Source organism: Coleofasciculus sp. (assembly GCF_046565525.1).
Taxonomy (GTDB): domain Bacteria; phylum Cyanobacteriota; class Cyanobacteriia; order Cyanobacteriales; family Coleofasciculaceae; genus Coleofasciculus.
This window is the reverse complement of record NZ_JBKHUP010000004.1, coordinates 118,421-135,156: the sequence shown is the minus strand read 5'-3', so window position 1 is coordinate 135,156 and position 16,736 is coordinate 118,421. Positions and strand designations below refer to the sequence as shown.

14 protein-coding genes and 2 tRNA genes are annotated in these 16,736 nt (G+C 45.8%); 11 read left to right on the top strand and 5 right to left on the bottom strand.

Annotated features, from left to right (window positions below; translation table 11 throughout):
* The first annotated feature begins 43 nt into the window (after positions 1-43).
* The 5 genes from psbZ (at position 44) to ACLGGO_RS02475 (ending at position 3,131) form a co-directional block, all read left to right on the top strand.
* Complete coding sequence (gene psbZ / locus ACLGGO_RS02495; RefSeq protein ID WP_006102213.1) at positions 44-235, top strand: photosystem II reaction center protein PsbZ; 192 nt, start codon at positions 44-46, stop codon at positions 233-235.
* A 91-nt stretch (positions 236-326) separates the two neighbouring features.
* Positions 327-929, top strand: a complete 603-nt coding sequence (ribH, locus tag ACLGGO_RS02490; protein ID WP_446418152.1) for a 6,7-dimethyl-8-ribityllumazine synthase — start codon at positions 327-329, stop codon at positions 927-929.
* Between the two features lie 123 nt (positions 930-1,052).
* Positions 1,053-1,124, top strand: a tRNA-Gly gene (locus ACLGGO_RS02485).
* A gap of 324 nt (positions 1,125-1,448) precedes the next feature.
* The gene (locus ACLGGO_RS02480) at positions 1,449-1,859 is read left to right on the top strand and encodes a hypothetical protein (protein WP_446336469.1); all 411 of its coding nucleotides are present in this window, start codon (positions 1,449-1,451) and stop codon (positions 1,857-1,859) included.
* Between the two features lie 9 nt (positions 1,860-1,868).
* Positions 1,869-3,131 (top strand): glutamate-5-semialdehyde dehydrogenase, encoded by a 1,263-nt coding sequence (locus ACLGGO_RS02475; RefSeq protein WP_446418151.1) that lies wholly within the window; start codon positions 1,869-1,871, stop codon positions 3,129-3,131.
* 26 nt (positions 3,132-3,157) lie between these two features.
* Here the strand turns inward: ACLGGO_RS02475 and ACLGGO_RS02470 are convergent, their stop codons facing one another.
* Positions 3,158-3,733 carry a thermonuclease family protein gene (locus tag ACLGGO_RS02470; protein WP_446336471.1) on the bottom strand — a complete coding sequence of 192 codons (576 nt, stop codon included), beginning with the start codon at positions 3,731-3,733 and terminating at the stop codon, positions 3,158-3,160.
* A gap of 142 nt (positions 3,734-3,875) precedes the next feature.
* Complete coding sequence (locus ACLGGO_RS02465) at positions 3,876-4,244, bottom strand: 2Fe-2S iron-sulfur cluster-binding protein (RefSeq protein ID WP_446336472.1); 369 nt, start codon at positions 4,242-4,244, stop codon at positions 3,876-3,878.
* 76 nt (positions 4,245-4,320) lie between these two features.
* Between ACLGGO_RS02465 and ACLGGO_RS02460 the strand changes: the two genes are divergently transcribed.
* Positions 4,321-4,407: transfer RNA gene (locus tag ACLGGO_RS02460), tRNA-Ser, on the top strand.
* A gap of 17 nt (positions 4,408-4,424) precedes the next feature.
* Here ACLGGO_RS02460 and ACLGGO_RS02455 read toward each other — a convergent pair.
* On the bottom strand, positions 4,425-4,592 hold the full coding sequence (locus ACLGGO_RS02455; protein WP_446418150.1) for a hypothetical protein: 168 nt from the start codon (positions 4,590-4,592) through the stop codon (positions 4,425-4,427).
* A 168-nt stretch (positions 4,593-4,760) separates the two neighbouring features.
* Here ACLGGO_RS02455 and ACLGGO_RS02450 point away from each other — a divergent pair, with 168 nt between their 5' ends.
* The 3 genes from ACLGGO_RS02450 to ACLGGO_RS02440 all read left to right on the top strand — a co-directional run bounded on the left by ACLGGO_RS02450 (position 4,761) and on the right by ACLGGO_RS02440 (position 8,142).
* Positions 4,761-5,888, top strand: coding sequence for a ferrochelatase (locus ACLGGO_RS02450; protein ID WP_446418149.1), 1,128 nt, complete (start codon positions 4,761-4,763; stop codon positions 5,886-5,888).
* A 354-nt stretch (positions 5,889-6,242) separates the two neighbouring features.
* Entirely contained in the window at positions 6,243-6,746 is a 504-nt protein-coding gene (locus ACLGGO_RS02445; RefSeq protein ID WP_446418148.1) for an AAA family ATPase, read from the top strand.
* Positions 6,747-6,810: 64 nt separating this feature from the next.
* A complete protein-coding gene (locus tag ACLGGO_RS02440; protein WP_446418147.1) occupies positions 6,811-8,142 on the top strand; it encodes a GTPase family protein in 1,332 nt (443 codons plus the stop codon).
* A gap of 218 nt (positions 8,143-8,360) precedes the next feature.
* Here the strand turns inward: ACLGGO_RS02440 and ACLGGO_RS02435 are convergent, their stop codons facing one another.
* Positions 8,361-12,587 (bottom strand): WD40 domain-containing protein, encoded by a 4,227-nt coding sequence (locus ACLGGO_RS02435; protein ID WP_446418146.1) that lies wholly within the window; start codon positions 12,585-12,587, stop codon positions 8,361-8,363.
* 316 nt (positions 12,588-12,903) lie between these two features.
* On the opposite strand from ACLGGO_RS02435, the gene ACLGGO_RS02430 reads away from it, so the two are divergent.
* Positions 12,904-14,832, top strand: a complete 1,929-nt coding sequence (locus tag ACLGGO_RS02430; RefSeq protein ID WP_446418145.1) for a GTPase family protein — start codon at positions 12,904-12,906, stop codon at positions 14,830-14,832.
* A 16-nt stretch (positions 14,833-14,848) separates the two neighbouring features.
* A complete protein-coding gene (locus tag ACLGGO_RS02425; RefSeq protein ID WP_446418144.1) occupies positions 14,849-15,514 on the top strand; it encodes a hypothetical protein in 666 nt (221 codons plus the stop codon).
* Here ACLGGO_RS02425 and ACLGGO_RS02420 read toward each other — a convergent pair.
* Positions 15,499-16,695, bottom strand: a complete 1,197-nt coding sequence (locus ACLGGO_RS02420; RefSeq protein ID WP_446418143.1) for a DNA cytosine methyltransferase — start codon at positions 16,693-16,695, stop codon at positions 15,499-15,501. The genes ACLGGO_RS02425 and ACLGGO_RS02420 overlap by 16 nt on opposite strands.
* Positions 16,696-16,736: the final 41 nt, after the last annotated feature.

The following is a 16,736-nucleotide window of genomic DNA, read 5'->3' as shown; positions in this document are numbered from 1 at the left end:
CTTACTAATCAGAAGGGTTTAACGTCAAAAGGCACAACAGGAAATGTCTATCTTATTTCAAATATCACTGGCAGCTTTGGTTATTTTGTCATTCGTCATGGTTGTGGGCGTCCCCGTCGCCTACGCTACCCCCCAAAACTGGGAGCAATCAAAAAATTTGATTTGGCTAGGTTCAGGGCTTTGGCTGGCTCTGGTCATTGTGGTTGGCATCCTGAACTATTTTGTGGTAGCCTGACCTTCTCCCCGTCTGAATTCTTCGATGATTCAGGCGGGGCTTATTCACCAACAGATTCAGATGCTCATGACGCGAGAGGGCAAAGATAGCCATGGCAGTTTTTGAGGGAAATTTTACATCAGCCAGCTCCCTGCGCTTGGCTATTATTATCGGTCGATTTAATGACCTAGTGACAGAGAAGCTATTAGCCGGGTGTCAAGATTGCCTGAAACGCCACGGTGTCGATCCCAATCCTCATGGCTCCCAAGTTGATTATATTTGGGTGCCGGGTAGTTTTGAAGTCCCTCTCATGGCTCGTCAAGCAGCCCTTAGCCATCGCTATGATGCGGTAATTTGCTTGGGCGCTGTCATTCGCGGTCAAACCCCTCATTTTGATTATGTGGCGGCTGAAGTTTCCAAGGGTATTGCCGCCGCTAGCTTTCAAACTGGTATACCCGTAGTCTTTGGTATTCTAACGGCTGATACGATGCAGCAAGCCTTAGAAAGGGCAGGAATTAAGAGTAATAAGGGTTGGGAATATGCCATGAATGCCTTAGAAATGGCGAGTTTAATGCAACAGTTTAAGGGGCAAAATGGAGCAACGCCTTATAATGCTTATGATCCGGCAGTAACGCCTCCGTCCTTGCCTGTTTCATCAGGGCGGTCTCTTCCTTCAGAGTCAGCTTCAGAATACAATGAGTCAGGGAATTCATAAGCCAGCCAGAATCATGCAGATATATGCCATGGCATGTCTCGGAGTAGGGAAGCAATGGCATATAACAAATAATAACTTGACAAATCTGGATTATTCTGAGAAACTGTAAAAAGCAAAATAATTGCGGGTATAGCTCAGTGGTAGAGCGTCACCTTGCCAAGGTGAATGTCGCGCGTTCGAATCGCGTTACCCGCTTAAGGAGAAAGCGAAGCTGCAAAGGCTTCGCTTATTGTATATAGTGTGTTGTATGTAGTTTATCGATGCCAAGTCAAAAATTGGTTAAGGGAAAGGAAAGCGCTAATATTAGAGCATGGGCGTCTCCAAGAAAATCTCTGTTGGGAATTTATGGGGATAAGTTTAAGCTATAGTGATTCACTATGCAACTTTATAAAGATTGCCGGGGAAACCCCATCCCAAAAGTGGGTGGGGATGAGAGGCAAGCCGCATCCCCTTGTGGGTGCGGTCGTTGACTGTGTAATCAGGAACACTCAATCATAATCTTGGTTTTGAATAGCGCTTGTGCCACCTCAGAAAGCTCAAAAGATTGATTTAAGTCAGGAATATCCCTGCCCTTGTCGGCGGCGGGGAGGGTTAGTACCGATTATCCTGACGGAAGCCTTTGGCTGTAATCGCTGCCAACAAATTTTTGTCGTTGAAGAAAGTGGGTATACAATCGAGCAATTATCGACGACTTATCCCTACAAAAAAACCTGGCGTTGGACAGGTCATCGCTGGGTGAGTACCCAAGGTAATCTTGGGGAAAGCTATCTACCTGTAGCCCTCTTAATCGTGCTGGTTTTGCTGATTGTCTGGTTACCCCTAGCCCTGCGTTCTCCCACAGGTCCTTCTATTATTATATGGGCATTACTAGCAGTTATTTTAGCAGTGCTGCCAGCCCTAATGGTTTGGTTAGCTTATCGGCGTTCGTAAATGATGGATATGGAAGCCTCTGACCCTACACCTCAGGTCAACAGTGTAATGATCCGGGCTTACCGGGCATCTGTGGCGTTGGCAACCACAAAAGGTGTTGATCGATCCCGTGGTGTTCACGCCATGGTAAAAGCCCTGCAAAGCGCTTTTGATGATATTTTGGATGCCAATACCATGGACTTGGAAGCCAGTCGAGAAATGGCAGTTCCCGACTTGGTATTAGACTGGCTGAAGCTGACTCCAGAACGACTACAAATTGCGATTGGGATTTTGCAGCGGATTGGGGAATTATCTGATCCCATCCGTCGGGTGATGAATGCATCTTATCAACTTGACCATTCCCAAACCTATTGCCAGATGATGCCGTTGGGCGTGATTGCTTTAATTTATGAAGCATTCCCTGAGTTAGGTGCGATCGCGGCGGGTTTTTGTATTAAAACGGGGAATAGTTTGATATTAAAAGGAAGTAGTGAAGCTAGTCAATCGAATCAAGTCATTGCCCAAGCATTACAAAATGCCTTGGACGACACGGGTTTACCCTCAGGCTGTTTGGAATTATTTCCCTCGGAACAGGGGGCTTCTATTCGAGATTTAGTCACACGGGATGACTATTTAAACTTGGTGATTCCCTACGGACGCCCAACGCTAGTGCAGCAAGTCTTGCAACAATCAACCGCACCGGTTTTAAGGTCAGCGATGGGGAACTGCTATCTCTATTGGTCAGCATCTGGAAGTTGGGATGTGGTACGGTCGATTATTTTAGACAGCCACGCCAGTATCCCTGATCCGGTGAATGCGATTGAGAAAGTCTTAATCCATCGCAATCAAAAGCCATCCTCTGTAATGAATCTATGTAAGAGTTTGAGCGAAAAGGGCTTTAAACTCAAAGCGGATGCTGAGTTGGCGGCAAAATTCCCGGAACAGCTAACTTTAGCATCCGAATCGGAATGGAGTCAACCTTATCTGGATAAGCTTGTAGCCTTTAAATTAGTCGATAACACCGAAGATGCGATCGCGTGGATTAATCAATACAGTAGTCGCCACGCTGACTGCTTAGTTACCGAGTCTTACCTGGAAAGTCGTCAATTTTCCCTGAAAGTTGATAGTGCTTCGGTTTATCTCAATTCCTCACCCCAATTTTCCCGCAACCCCAAACGTGGGGACTCGGTGTTTCTGGGGATGTCTAATCAGAAAGGCTATCGTCGCGGGATGATTACTCTGGAGACGTTAACCACCCTGAAACAGGTGGTTCAGGGGAATGGAGAGTTTTAGTCGTTAGTCATTTGTGACAAAAACGCCTAAGGATTGCGTCGCCGAAATTCAGCCGGGGTCAAGCGTAGGGGTTGTTCGGGGTTCCAGATACCATATCCCATAATCCTGGCGTATTCCTGAGCGCGGATCAGACGTTCATCATATTTATTATTCGGCGATCGCGGCGTCGCTAGGACATATCCTTCTTTAACCAGTTGTTCGTTGATCATGACTCCATCATGCCAAACATAGGCTAACCAGCGACCAAAACTATCTTTGGTTTGCACATCGGGTTCTAAGAAAACAGGTTGCAGTATCAGTTGCTGACCCCTCGTTTCACCGATAAGTTGCTCAATACGAGTTTTAGCCGCCGTTCCCCAAGGCTGTTGTCTCAAATCTGGTGCTTCTATGCCAATTAACCGCACTCGTACAATTAAGGCGGGTTGTTGGGTGGTATCTAATACCTCAATGGTTTGTCCACTGACAACCTGTTGAACTTGTACAGGGATACTAGGAGGAACTTTTTTAGATTGACATCCTCCGAGCAAAAAGAGGAAACCACAGCCAATCAGGAGGGCGATGAGACGGCTCTTATAAGCAGTTAAGACTGTATTGCTGTTCACGTTAACTGTTTGGCGTTTCGATCCCCCCCAACCCCCCGGAGAAATCGAAGCGAAGCATCCGCTGGTTTCCCCCTTTTGAAGGGGGACGGAAGGGGGATCTATCAGGGGGGAGTGACTGAAATAGAGGGGGCGAGTGTGCTGTTTAATCCTCATCTAAGGGCAATCCAAACCGAATCTTGCCTTTACCAAAATAGCGCCCAAACTGGAGTTCGTAGACTTCATCCTCGTCTTGGGTTTCGACTTCTAAGTCGGAACGGGGATAACCCACACATAAAAGCGCATAACCTTTTTGGCGCAGCGATGGAGACAGTCCCATGGCTTCGGGTTGATAGATTTCACCGGAGAGAACACGCACCGCACAGGTGGTGCAAGCGCCATTGCGACAAGAAAACGGCAGTTCTACCCCTTGGTCTTCTGCGGCTTGTAGAATGTAGCGATCGCTGGGAACTTCTAGGGTCTGTTGGGTGTTGGTTTGGCGATGGTGAATGGTAATTTTATAGAATCGAGTCATCCCTTTCGTGTATAATTACAGATTGTGTGCTAAGTTTGATACTGTTAAGTCTCGCACAGATCATAATAAACTTCCTGGAGAGGTGGCCGAGCGGTTTAAGGCGCAGCACTGGAAATGCTGTTTAGGGGAAACTCTAACGAGGGTTCGAATCCCTCCCTCTCCGTTGACAAGATGGTTGAATCATTCTAAGCCTGAGGTGTCTGGTGTAGCCGGAACAGTTCGAGGTCTCTGAGTGGCAATGCGGATAGAAATCAGGTAAAGACCCCCCGCGATCAGCACGGCAAAGACGAGGAGCAGGATTCTCACCCAGGTCTTTTGATGCCAATTTTTCGGCTCTGGCTCATGCATTAGTTCGTTGTCAACCCGGATTGGTGTATTGCTTCAGATGAATTAATTGTAGCGAGGCAGGTGAATCATGCCCCTACCGGGGATGCTACCCTAAGGTTAACTGGGGAGTATTGATTCCACCCTCGGAACAGACCCCAGTGAATGTTCCATCATTGATAGGATAGTCTTGTGGTTGCCACTCCTGAAAAAGTCCAATCAATACCCACATCTAACCCAGAAGGCGACGATCGCGTTGCTGTCTTACTCATGGGTTACGGGGAAGTCGAAAGTTACGAAGACTTTGCCAACTATAATGAGCAAGCCTTAAATTTACTAACCGCTAAGTTTGCGCCTGTACCCACCTGGGTGTATCCCCCCTTAGCCAAACTGCTAGCCATTTTTGATTTCCATGAGTGGGGACATCAGCACAACAACTTCATCTCCCCCCACAACCAGATTTTTGAGGATCAACGGGCGGGGATTGAACAACGCCTGCAAGAAAAATGGGGCGAGCGCGTACAAGTCTTTAAGGCGTTTAACTTCTGCGCTCCGTTTTTACCGGAACAGGTGCTGGAGCAGATTAAAGCCCAAGGCTTTGATAAACTCCTGATCTATCCTCTCCTCGTCGTTGATTCTATCTTCACCAGTGGAATTGCTGTCGAACAGGTGAATAATGCCTTAGTCCATTTGACCGAGGGCGACGAACATTGGATCAAAGGACAACGTTATATCCCCTCGTTTTACAACGAACCCGCCTACATTAACTTGATGGCGCAAATGGTAGAGGAAAAAATCGCGGCTGATTTAGCCAGCGCCTACTTACCCTCTCAAATTGGCATTATCCTGATGAACCACGGCTGTCCCCACGAGGCAAAGGGGTTTACCTCGGGCATCATGGAAAGTGAGGCACTTTATGAACGGGTACGGGAGAAGCTGATTTATAAGTATCCCCTCATTTCCGTAGGTTGGCTGAATCACCAAACCCCTCTGATTAAGTGGACACAGCCCAATGCTGAGTTAGCGGCGAAGAATCTGATTGATTTAGGGGCAAAAGCGATCGTATTTATGCCGATTGGCTTTGCCACAGAAAATCATGAAACCCTGCTGGATGTTCATCATATCATCCACGCTTTAGAGCATCGTAGCCCTAATGTGACTTATGTACAGATGCCCTGTGTCAATGATCATCCTGACTTTTTAGCCATGGTGGCAGATTGGGCAAATCCTCAGATTGAAGCGCTTTTAAGCGAAACAGCGATCGCGGTTAATCCGGAATTGGCATCGAGTCATCATCATCATCATCACCACGATCACTAAACGTAAGATGAATGGCACTGAAAAGTGTGCATTTTTGGCTTACCGAAACCCTTAATATATCGTAGGGTGGGCACTGCCCACCAGCATATCAGTCAGTACCATTCAACTTAATATCCCTGACTTCTTCAAGAAGTTGGGGATCTAATTATTTAACCTTCCCGAACCTCCCATCGAAACAGCCGGGGAAGCTGTGCCAAGTCTAAGAGATAGGGCTCTCCCGTACTTGTGGTGGAAAACCCTATATTAGTGATAGGTTCTCTAAAATTAGGTATAAATTAGTATTGACAGAAGTCATGTAATTGTGATTATTAATCGTTTAATTGTCAGGTAAATCGGGTTTGAAACAATTTATTGATGATTTGTCATTTTCTCATAGGTCCTCCTAGTTCTGGTAAGTCTACCCTAGCTACCAAACTGACTCAACTTGAACCCAAAGCCGTGATTGTGTCCACAGACGCGATCCGGGCGCAGCTATTTGGTGATGAGAATATCCAAGGGGATTGGTCGTTGATTGAGGCGCAAGTGTTACAGCAAATTCATCGATCAATTGCCGATGGAAACCCGGTGATTTACGATGCAACCAATGCCAAACCCGAATGGCGGCGATCGCTGTTGCCCAATATATCCGGTGAAACCGTGCGCTGGCTAGCCTGGTATCTCACCACTCCCCTGGAAACCTGCAAAGCTTGGAACCGACAGCGCCAGCGCCAAGTCCCTGATCAGGTGATTGAGGATTTTTATCGCACATTGCGAGATCACCCGCCTCAAACCAGCGAGGGATTTTTAGCGGTGAATTCGGTCAATATAGCGGATACAGAATCGGATATCGGGACCCATGTTCAACCAATCAATCGGTAGAGATGCGCCATGGCGCGTCTCTACTTGTAATCTTAGATTGAAGGGATTCCTCGTTTTATTTAGGATGAGTGACAAACGTAAGGCTGACGTGCCATCGACTGATTCTCAGAAGGTGCAGGAACCGAGGGAAGGGACAACCCCAAAATCGGTTGATAACTCCTGGACCAATCGCATGGCTGGACTCTGGAGTACAGCAACTGATCGCTTACAGAAACTCCTTCCCACAGAACAAGTGACACAAACCGTTATTGACTGGTTTAGTGTTAATGAAACTCAAGTCGCTGAGATTTTGGCGTCGGTGCGGAAAGAACTACCCACAACCGAAGCGTTGCTGATTGGCAAACCCCAATCGGGGAAAAGTTCTATAGTGCGGGGATTGACAGGGGTTTCGGCGGAGATTGTGGGTCAGGGATTTCGCCCCCATACACAATATACTGAGCGTTATGCTTATCCGTCCAATGACCTACCGTTGCTGATTTTCACCGATACCGTGGGTTTGGGTGATGTTAACCGAGAAACACCGATCATTATTCAGGAATTGGCGGGTGAATTGGAACAGGATACTCATCGTGCCAGAATCCTGATTTTGACGGTGAAAATTAATGACTTTGCTACGGATACACTGAGACAGGTGGCTGAACAGTTACAACAGGAATATCCCCAGATTCCCTGTTTATTGGCTGTCACCTGCTTACATGAACTTTATCCAACTGATATTACTGATCATCCTGCTTATCCGCCGGAGTATGAAGAGGTCAATCGCGCATTTGAGGCGATTCAGGACACCTTTAAGGGACTTTATAATCGGGCGGTGATGATTGATTTTACCTTAGAAGAAGATGAGTATAATCCTGTATTTTATGGCTTAGAGGCGCTCAGCGATGCCTTAGCTGAGTTATTACCAGAAGCAGAATCCAGGGCGATTTCGCAATTATTGGCACAGGGAGACGCCAGTCAGCAACTTGGTAATCTCTACCGGGATGTCGGGCGACGTTATATTTTAGCATTTTCGATTATGGCAGCAACCTTGGCGGCTGTACCATTACCTTTTGCCACAATGCCCGTTTTAACCGCGCTGCAAGTCTCACTGGTTGGGTTGTTGGGGAAATTATATGGACAGACGCTGACGCCTTCTCAAGCTGGGGGAGTCGTGAGTGCGATCGCGGGGGGTTTTGTGGCGCAAGCCGTGGGTCGAGAATTAATCAAATTTTTGCCCGGTTTAGGGAGTGCGATCGCGGCGTCTTGGGCGGCGGCTTATACCTGGGCGTTAGGTGAAGGGGCTTGTGTTTATTTTGGGGATTTAATGGGCGGGAAAAAACCCGATCCCCAGAAGATTCAATCGGTGATGCAAGAAGCGTTTCAGTCGGCGAAAGAACGGTTTAAGGGTATAAAGTAAACCCGAAAACCAGCCCGGAGTTCAAACTCCGGGCTAATAGCCCAAGTCCATTTTAATGGACTAAAATTCTTATTCAGTCGTCTTCAACTTTAGCTTTTATACTAAATCCGGGTGTCCCTACCCCCGTTATAACCCAGTCCGCGTAGGCGGACTTTGTTTGTGTAGCAGCGATTTCAATCGCCGTGGCAAAAAGAGGGTAACTTAACGACTAGATACTATCATTTCCCGCTTCTCTCAACACCCTCACAGAGTTTGCGATCGCTCTCACTTACATTTGGGTTAGTTTTGAGATAATCTCGAAGCCAATTACAACCACGTACCAGTAAACTTTCTAGAGCCAAATCCCACAGTTTCACAGTACCATCCTTACTAGCCGAAGCAATTAGTTGACCGTCAGGACTGAATCTCACACTCTTAACTTCATCCTGATGTCCTTGAAAGGTATGTACTAAATTACCATCAATGCACCAGAGTTTCACTGTACCATCACTACTAGCCGAAGCAATCATTTGACCGTCAGGACTGAAACTGACACTATTGACCCAATCGCTATGTCCTTGAAAGGTTTGCAATACAGTTCCATCCAAACGCCAAAGTTTTACTTTACCATCCGTATCAGCCGAAGCAATTATTTGACCATCAGGACTAAAACTGACACTATAGACTTTATCACCATGCTTTTGAAAAGTTCTGATGAGTTCGCCATTGATGCGCCAGAGTTTTACTGTACCATCTTCACTAGCTGAGGCAATTATCTGCCCATCTGGACTGAAGCTAACGCCACTGACTCCACGGTTATGTCCCTCTATGGTTTGTACGAGATTACCATCCAAATACCAGAGTTTAATTGTATGGTCATGGCTAGCCGAAGCAATCATTTGACCATCAGGGCTGAAGCTAACACAACTAACTCCACGGTTATGTCCCTGAAAGGTTTGCAATAGAGTACCATTCAGATTCCAAAGTGATACTATCCCATTGGAACTAGCAAAGGCAATCATCTGACTATCGGGACTGAATCTCAAACTATTAACGCCGTAGCCACGCTCCTGAAAAGTGTACGCTAAATTGCCATCACTGTGCCAAAGTTTCACGGTTCCTCCACCACTAGCTGAAGCAATCATCTGATTATTGGGACTGAAGCTGACACAATTGACTCCACGGTGATGTTCAGACAAAGTTTGCAATAGAATGCCATCTAAACGCCAAAGTTTTACCGTACTATCATCCCCAGCCGAGGCAATTCTCTGACCATCAGGACTAAAGCTAACGCTATTGACTGCGCCACTATGACCATAAAAGCGATTACACTCTTTCACCGAGTAGACTGTTTGCCATAGTTTACCTAACGCCTTAATTTTCATTTCAGATGATACTTCTATGGACTTCAATTTTAGTCCAGCTTTAACACTAGCTAACAATGCTCCTAATTGATCGTGCGATAACCATCGAGCTTCAGATAAAGATGTCAAAGCTTCAATCTCAGCAATTCCTGCCCGTTGACGTTCCTGTTGTTCTTTACGCAATGCCGCTTCTTTCTCTTTTAGGGCTTGCCTTAATTGGGCTTCGGTTAACTTCTGCTTCTCCCTTGCTTCTGCCAATTCCACTAATAATCCGAGTTGTTGCTGCTGACGAATAAACGCGGCTAGATAATCATGAACTAATTGATACCGATCAGAAGGCATCTCTGGTAAGAGAAACACTAAACCTGATTCAACAAAAATCCTGAGTACCAAATCTAATTTACTCGCATCTGTTGTTAAATCATCAACAAATTCCTTTAAATCCCGTTCCAACTCAGCGCGAGTCTTTAGCGGACGAGTCCCCTTTTCATCCGTCAGCAAATACAACATTAATTCCGCTGCTTGCCGATTCTCAACACCACAATCCTCAATTACAGCTTCGACATAGTGCTTAACTAACTCTTCCTTCGTCCCTACCTCTCTATAATCAGCCAAGGTTTTAATGTTTTCCGCTTGCAGTTGCGCCCCGACAATCTGTAACTCAATGGGTAATATTTCCCCCGTTTGACCTGCTAAATCTTTGACCAATTCATCAATTAAGGCAGGTTCTAGATAAAAGCGCGATCGCGTGGTTAAATCTTCTATAATTGAGCGAGCATCTGCAGGTGAAAAATTTCCTAACCCATACAGCACATTTTTGCCTAAAATATCATGACTAATGACACTCATGCTATCGAGCCGATTGCACTCTAGTAGATAATGGAGGTAATCCTCCCGCAGCGATAAAATTACCTTGACTGATAAAATATTCAGACATTCTCCCAAAAAGTCCCAAAACGGTCGCCGTTGGGCTAAATTGGGATAAACAAAGAAGAATTCTTCAAACTGGTCAAAAATTAGCACTGTCCTAATATTGTGCTGTTCATTTTGCTTTAACTGTTCCAGGATTTTGGCGTAGGGCTGGTTTTGGGGGGAGGTTGATGGTTCTCTAGAAAGGTTATCGTCTAAACCCGCCCCGACAGGATTATTATCCGTGTTTTCTTCCTCGAATCCATCTGTGCCGAAATTTGTTGTTAACTGCCTACTTAATTCTTCTACCCAATTAGTATAAACTCGGATTAAGATAGGAAAATTATCGTGAATTCCAATAACTCTCTGCTTCAACGCTGGAATTAATCCCGCATTCACTAGGGAACTTTTGCCGACTCCAGATAGCCCATGAATCACGATTAACTTACTATCATTTCTGCCAATTCGCTCCAATAATCGCTCTAAATCTCGCTGACGCCCTGATGCGATAATTTCCGGCGCAACCGTCTCTTGATTATCGGTTTTAGCTGATGCTTCTTGTCGATGGGGTTGGAGTCTTCCCGCACCAATAAAAGCTCGAATACTATATTGTTGTTCAATAGAGAGCCGCAGTTGCTTTGTGGCAAATGCTGCTAAATAATGCTTTTCTTCAAAATAAAGGTCGCGTAATTCTACGAGAATTCGGATATATACTAAAGGATGTCCTCGATCGCCTAAATCTCTGGCTTGCACCAAATGCGCGATCGCGTCGTTTTTATTCCCGATTTGTCGTTCGGATTGGGCTAAAAATAGCAAGTTTAATCCCTGAACCCATCGCTTCTGTTCCGGGAGTTGCGCTAAAATATTCACAGCTTGTTGTGCAGCTTGGCGACTATCTTCCCAGCGCTGTTGCTGTAAGGCAACTTCGGCTAAAAAGCTATAATCTTGGGCTAATTTATTGGTAATTCCATACCGTTGATGCAAGGATACCGCCTTTCGCGCTATTTCTTCTAATTCATCCCAGGATTGCATCCGTTGCAAGACTCGTTCGAGTTGGGTAATGGATTTTGCCGCTAAATCGGGGCGGTTTTCTTGTTCAAAGATGTCCAAAGTTTGCTGTAATGGAATCTTGGCGGTTTGCCAATTTACTTCGCGGTGTTTTGTTCGATCAACGGCGTAATAGTGGTAGAGTCCAATGTGAAATAATACTAACCCGATTTTTAATTTGGGGTTAATCGTTTCTCCGGGTTTGGCAATAAGGGTTGGTTGATTTAGATTATCGGTTTGATTGGAACGAGTATCGGTAAAATTGACATCGATAGTTGAAAACTGGGCAGGTTGATTTAGATTATCAGTTTGATTAGAACGAGTATCGGTAAAATTGACATCGACGGCTGGAAACGGGGCGGGTTTAGTTACGTTATCAGTTTCAGCCGAAGGGTTAGCTGTAAAACCCGCCCCTACGTGGGTTTGTTGTTGCCAAAATTCTAGGCTTTTCTGGAAATAATCTAAGGCTTCTGGACTATCCCCGGCATTTAATCCGCGTAGAAATGCTAAATCTGCCTCAAACTGGGGGGTTAAGTCTAGTTTTCGCTGGGATAATTCTTTTAAGGCTACCTCGAATTCTGAACGAGTTAAGTAATTTAGGTCTAAAATGTTGGCTAATTTATATAAAGATTGAGGAGAATTTACGGCTAAGGCTTTGGCGAATAGAGACTTGACAGCCTGCTGGAGAGCATTAATTAAGTCATCTGTTGGTATCGCAAATGCGGTTGTTGTTGCCCAACTCTCGAAATCGGGTGCAATTCTCAACAGTCGAATATAAACCCGATCATTCATCCATAAGATGAAAGGAAAAGGAAAATTCTTGCGAAACTCTTCCCGCACCTGATTCATCGCCGCGAACATATCATCCACATTGTCTAAAGCGGCAAAACCAGATACCATAAGGGCAGAAGGCATCTCTTGTCCCAGTTGCGATCGCACGGTGCTAAATAGGGTTCTATCTTCTGGCTTCAGGTGAATGACTCGGATGTCAAAGGTGCATTCCTCTTGCAGTTGCTGGATTAGGCGTTGTTGCAAATACCCATAGTTACAACGCGCCAACATCAGGCAAAACTGTCCCTGAGAGGCTTCCATTGCCCAGGCTAATTCATCTAAAGACTCCTGATTGGCTAGAGTAAAATCGTTCAAGTCTTAACTCCTACATTATTTATTTATTGTAGTGAGTTGAGGGAAAAAGAAACAAAAGATATGACAACTTATTCTGATTGAGGCTAACTATCCCTGAATTAGCCGATGTGGACATTATGAATACTCAACTCACAACTTCCGAACTTAATTCATTTGAAAGTATATTACCCCCTGAACACCCAGCCCAGGACGCGATCGCCGTACCCCTACCATACCCAGGGATAGTTGACACCAATGGCGCCCCTACGCCCTACATTGGCTGTCATTTCATTTAGGATAGCTATAACTGAGGCTTTTCTGTGGCAGGGATCAGACAATGGTGCGATTAAAAACGTGGCAATGGATCGTATTGGCAATGCCGATCGCGTCCATCATTATATTCTTACTCCTATCGGCAGGTTGGCAAATCCACGAATGGGGGATTAATTGGATCTGGGGTATCTTTATCCTGATCTTCGCGGGTTGGCGTTGGCTGCTGGTGAAATGGACCAGATCAACCGTCGATCAAGTAGAAGCAGCAGTGGCGGAGGTTAGGGATCAACTCGACGCCACCACAGAGGAAACAACCACCTTAAGAGCCACCGATGAGGCGACTCAAACCGCCGAAACCGCCCTGGAAACGGTGCTGAAAAAGGCACAGGATGATCCGCCGATGTGGGAAGATTGGCAAAGGTTTTGGCAACGATGTCAGGAACTTGTTATCGCCATCGCCCATATCTATCAGCCAGAGGCGAAATATCCCTTACTAAATATCTACATTCCCCAAGCTTACGGGTTAATTCGAGGAACGGTGGATGACTTAGATCAGTGGATGCAGAAATTATCGCCAGCGCTGAATCAAGTAACCGTGGGACAGGGATTGCAAGCCTATAAAGTGTACCAGAAACTGGAACCCTCCGCCCGGAAACTTTGGCAAGCCTGGAGTTGGGCGCAGTGGGTAATGAATCCAGTGGCGGCGCTAGCAAGACAAGCGAGTCAGCGTTCGAGTAATCAAGCCACTCAGCAACTGTTGGTAAATTTAGGGCAAATGCTGCGAGAAGCGGCGCTAAAGAACTTATCTCGACAAGCGATCGCGCTTTATAGTGGAAGTACCCCACCGGGTTCAGCTACCATCTCCCCACCCAAACCCCAACTCCCCCAGGTAAAAACTAAAACCCTGCGGGATATCCTAGAACAAGCCGAACCCGTGGAAGTGGTTGCACAAAAGCCGGTGAGTATATTACTGGTGGGGCGTACTGGATCAGGTAAAAGTAGCCTAATTAATACATTATTCCAGGCAGACCGTGCCGAAGTCGATGTCTTACCCAGTACCGATCGCATCCAGAATTACCACTGGCAAACCCCAACCGGAGAAACCCTGACGCTGTGGGATACGCCGGGATATGAACAAGTCAACCGATCCGATTTACGGGACTTGGTACTCGATTATGCCACGAACGCCGATTTACTGCTACTGGTAACCCCCGCCCTCGATCCGGCGCTACATAGTGATGCGGAGTTTCTCCAGGAAATCGAAGCCGATATTGAAGACTTACCCGCGATTACCATTGTCACCCAAGTCGATCGCCTGCGCCCGATCCGAGAATGGCAACCCCCTTATGATTGGCAATGGGGTGAAGGTACCAAAGAAAAAGCGATTCGGGAAGCGACGGAGTATCGCGCCCAGAGTTTAGGGAAATGGTGCGATCGCGTCTTACCCGTGGTGACGGCTGATGTGAAAACCGGGCGCACCCCTTGGAATATCGAGGCGCTATCGTTAGCATTAGTTGACGCGATCGCACCCGCTAAACAACTGCGTCTAGCCCGCTTTTTGCGAAACCGAGAAGCCCGCCTGGTAGAAGCAGCTAAAATCATTGACCATTATACATTTCAGATGGCAACGACTCAGGGGTTAGCGGCGTTTCTCAAAAGTCCTGTGCTACAGTTTGTATCCACATTGACAACAGGATCTCCCATGTTAGCGTTTGCCCTCGCTGAACAAATTCCCGTCGAACAGTTACCTGTAGTGATTGGTAAATTACAGATGGCGTATGACTTATTCTCCTTGCTAAATGCAGAGGATACCCAGATCAAATTGGACTTGCGATCGCTTTGGTCATTATTGTTAGATAATTCGTCTTCTCCCGATCGCAATGCCTGGGCATTTGGTCACGCCTTGGTGGAATATTGGACACAGCATTTAAGTATTGAACAATTACGAGAAAAGTTTAAGTTTTATCTAAACCAACAAGAAAACTCCCAGTAGGTGAACAAGGGCAAAAATGACGGTTCAAGATGATCGTCGAGAAAACGAATTGATTAGTCTATTTCAACTCCAAAAACCTGCCAACGCCACTCGCAGCGGTACAGATGCTGTTCTCTATTTCAATGAACGCTATATCCCCTTTGAATTGAAATCAACGACAAGTTCTTCTGTAACAACTGTTCGTGATTTTGGGTCAACTCATATTCAAAAGTGGCAAGGCAAACACTGGTTATTTTGTTTCTACAATAAAAATGGCACAAAATTAAACTATTGTCTCTATGGTTCTCCCCAAGCCATGGAAAAATGGATTAACGAAAAAGAAGCTTATATCTTACCTGACTATAAACTCGCTCAACTTGCACCTGAATTGCTAACTATTGATGTGCTTTACGAAATTCTGGGAGAAAAGCAGGTTTATACACTGGAAGACGCTCGTCGTCTACAAAAGAAACAGTACACAATCCAGCAGTATCGTAACCAGATGGATTTATTTCAGGGCTATTCACCTGAACGAATGCTTTCCATCTTAAAGGATAGATGTCAATATTTAATAGAGAGAGGTTCAACCTTAAATAATCCTCACATTCCGGCGTCTTATTTTCGAGATTGGAAACGGATTACCGAAAATCATGCTCAACGTCTGCGGGAACTGGTAGCGGAAGCACTTCACGATAAAGCTTGAGCAATAGACACAGCAACTTTATACGCCATTGGTGGGGGAACAGCATTACCAATTTGACCAAGGGCTTTATAAACAGCGCCATTAAATGACCAAGATTCAGGAAAGCCTTGCAAAATGGCACAGTCAGGTACAGATAACCTAAAGTGACCATTATCTGGCACAAATAAACGTGCTTGTTCTCGATTTAAAGCGACTCCATTGGGCCAAATTTGTAGTTTTTCCCAAATCTTTTGGGCGGAAACACTACTCAATACGGACGTGGTATGACGGGGACCTGTAAGAGAACTGCGAATAGTAGGAGATAAGGAATCAAATCCGATATCGGGTAATCCTAATGCTTCACGCACCCCCATACAAGGTTGTAAAGTTTCAGACTGCTCTAGAAGCGGAAATAGATCAAGTTGAACAGGTGTTTTAGCATTATCAGTGGGCAAATGATTCCAAGCGTGGGTGGGGAGAGGAGACTGATACGTTGTCGCCATTTTTTCCTGACGAAACCCCACAAAAAACACGCGCTTTCTCTTTTGGGGAATTCCGAAGGATGACGCTGAGAGGATAACTCGCATGAGTGTATAGTTTTGACTCAGGGGACGTTCAATCACCTCTTTAAGATAGGAACTGAATTTTTTGCCCACCAATGCGGTGACATTTTCCGCCACAAACGCAATTGGCTCAATTTCTAATACCGCCCGGATAAATTCTGGAAACATATCACGGCTGTCTTCTTTCCCTTTCTGACGACCGGCTACAGAAAAGGGTTGACAGGGTGGACCACCATGAATAATATCAACCAAGCCTCGATAGTGTCGCCAGTTTACCTGGGTAACATCCCCAGGTTCACCCGCAAACACCTTCCATTCGGGTCGAACGTTCTTCAGAGTAACACCCGATTCAGGTAAAATATCGTAAGATGCAACATGGGTAAATCCAGCGCGATCAAAGCCCAGATCTAGACCGCCACCACCACTGAATAAAGAGAGCGATCGCAAACCGTTCTTAGCTAATTGTGGTATCAAGTTGTCAGGATTGAGCCTAGGTACGTTAATCGGATGAATTGGAGTTCGTCCCTCACCCCGAACAGCTTTGGCTTTGGCTCGACTCGACGCCTGAGAACGTTTCCGGTAAACCTCTCGTTCCTCGTCAGTGATGTCCCAACCTTGATGCCAAGATGATGCTGCCATAAATGGGTCTTGAATATCTAGTCAATCGATTATAAACCTTT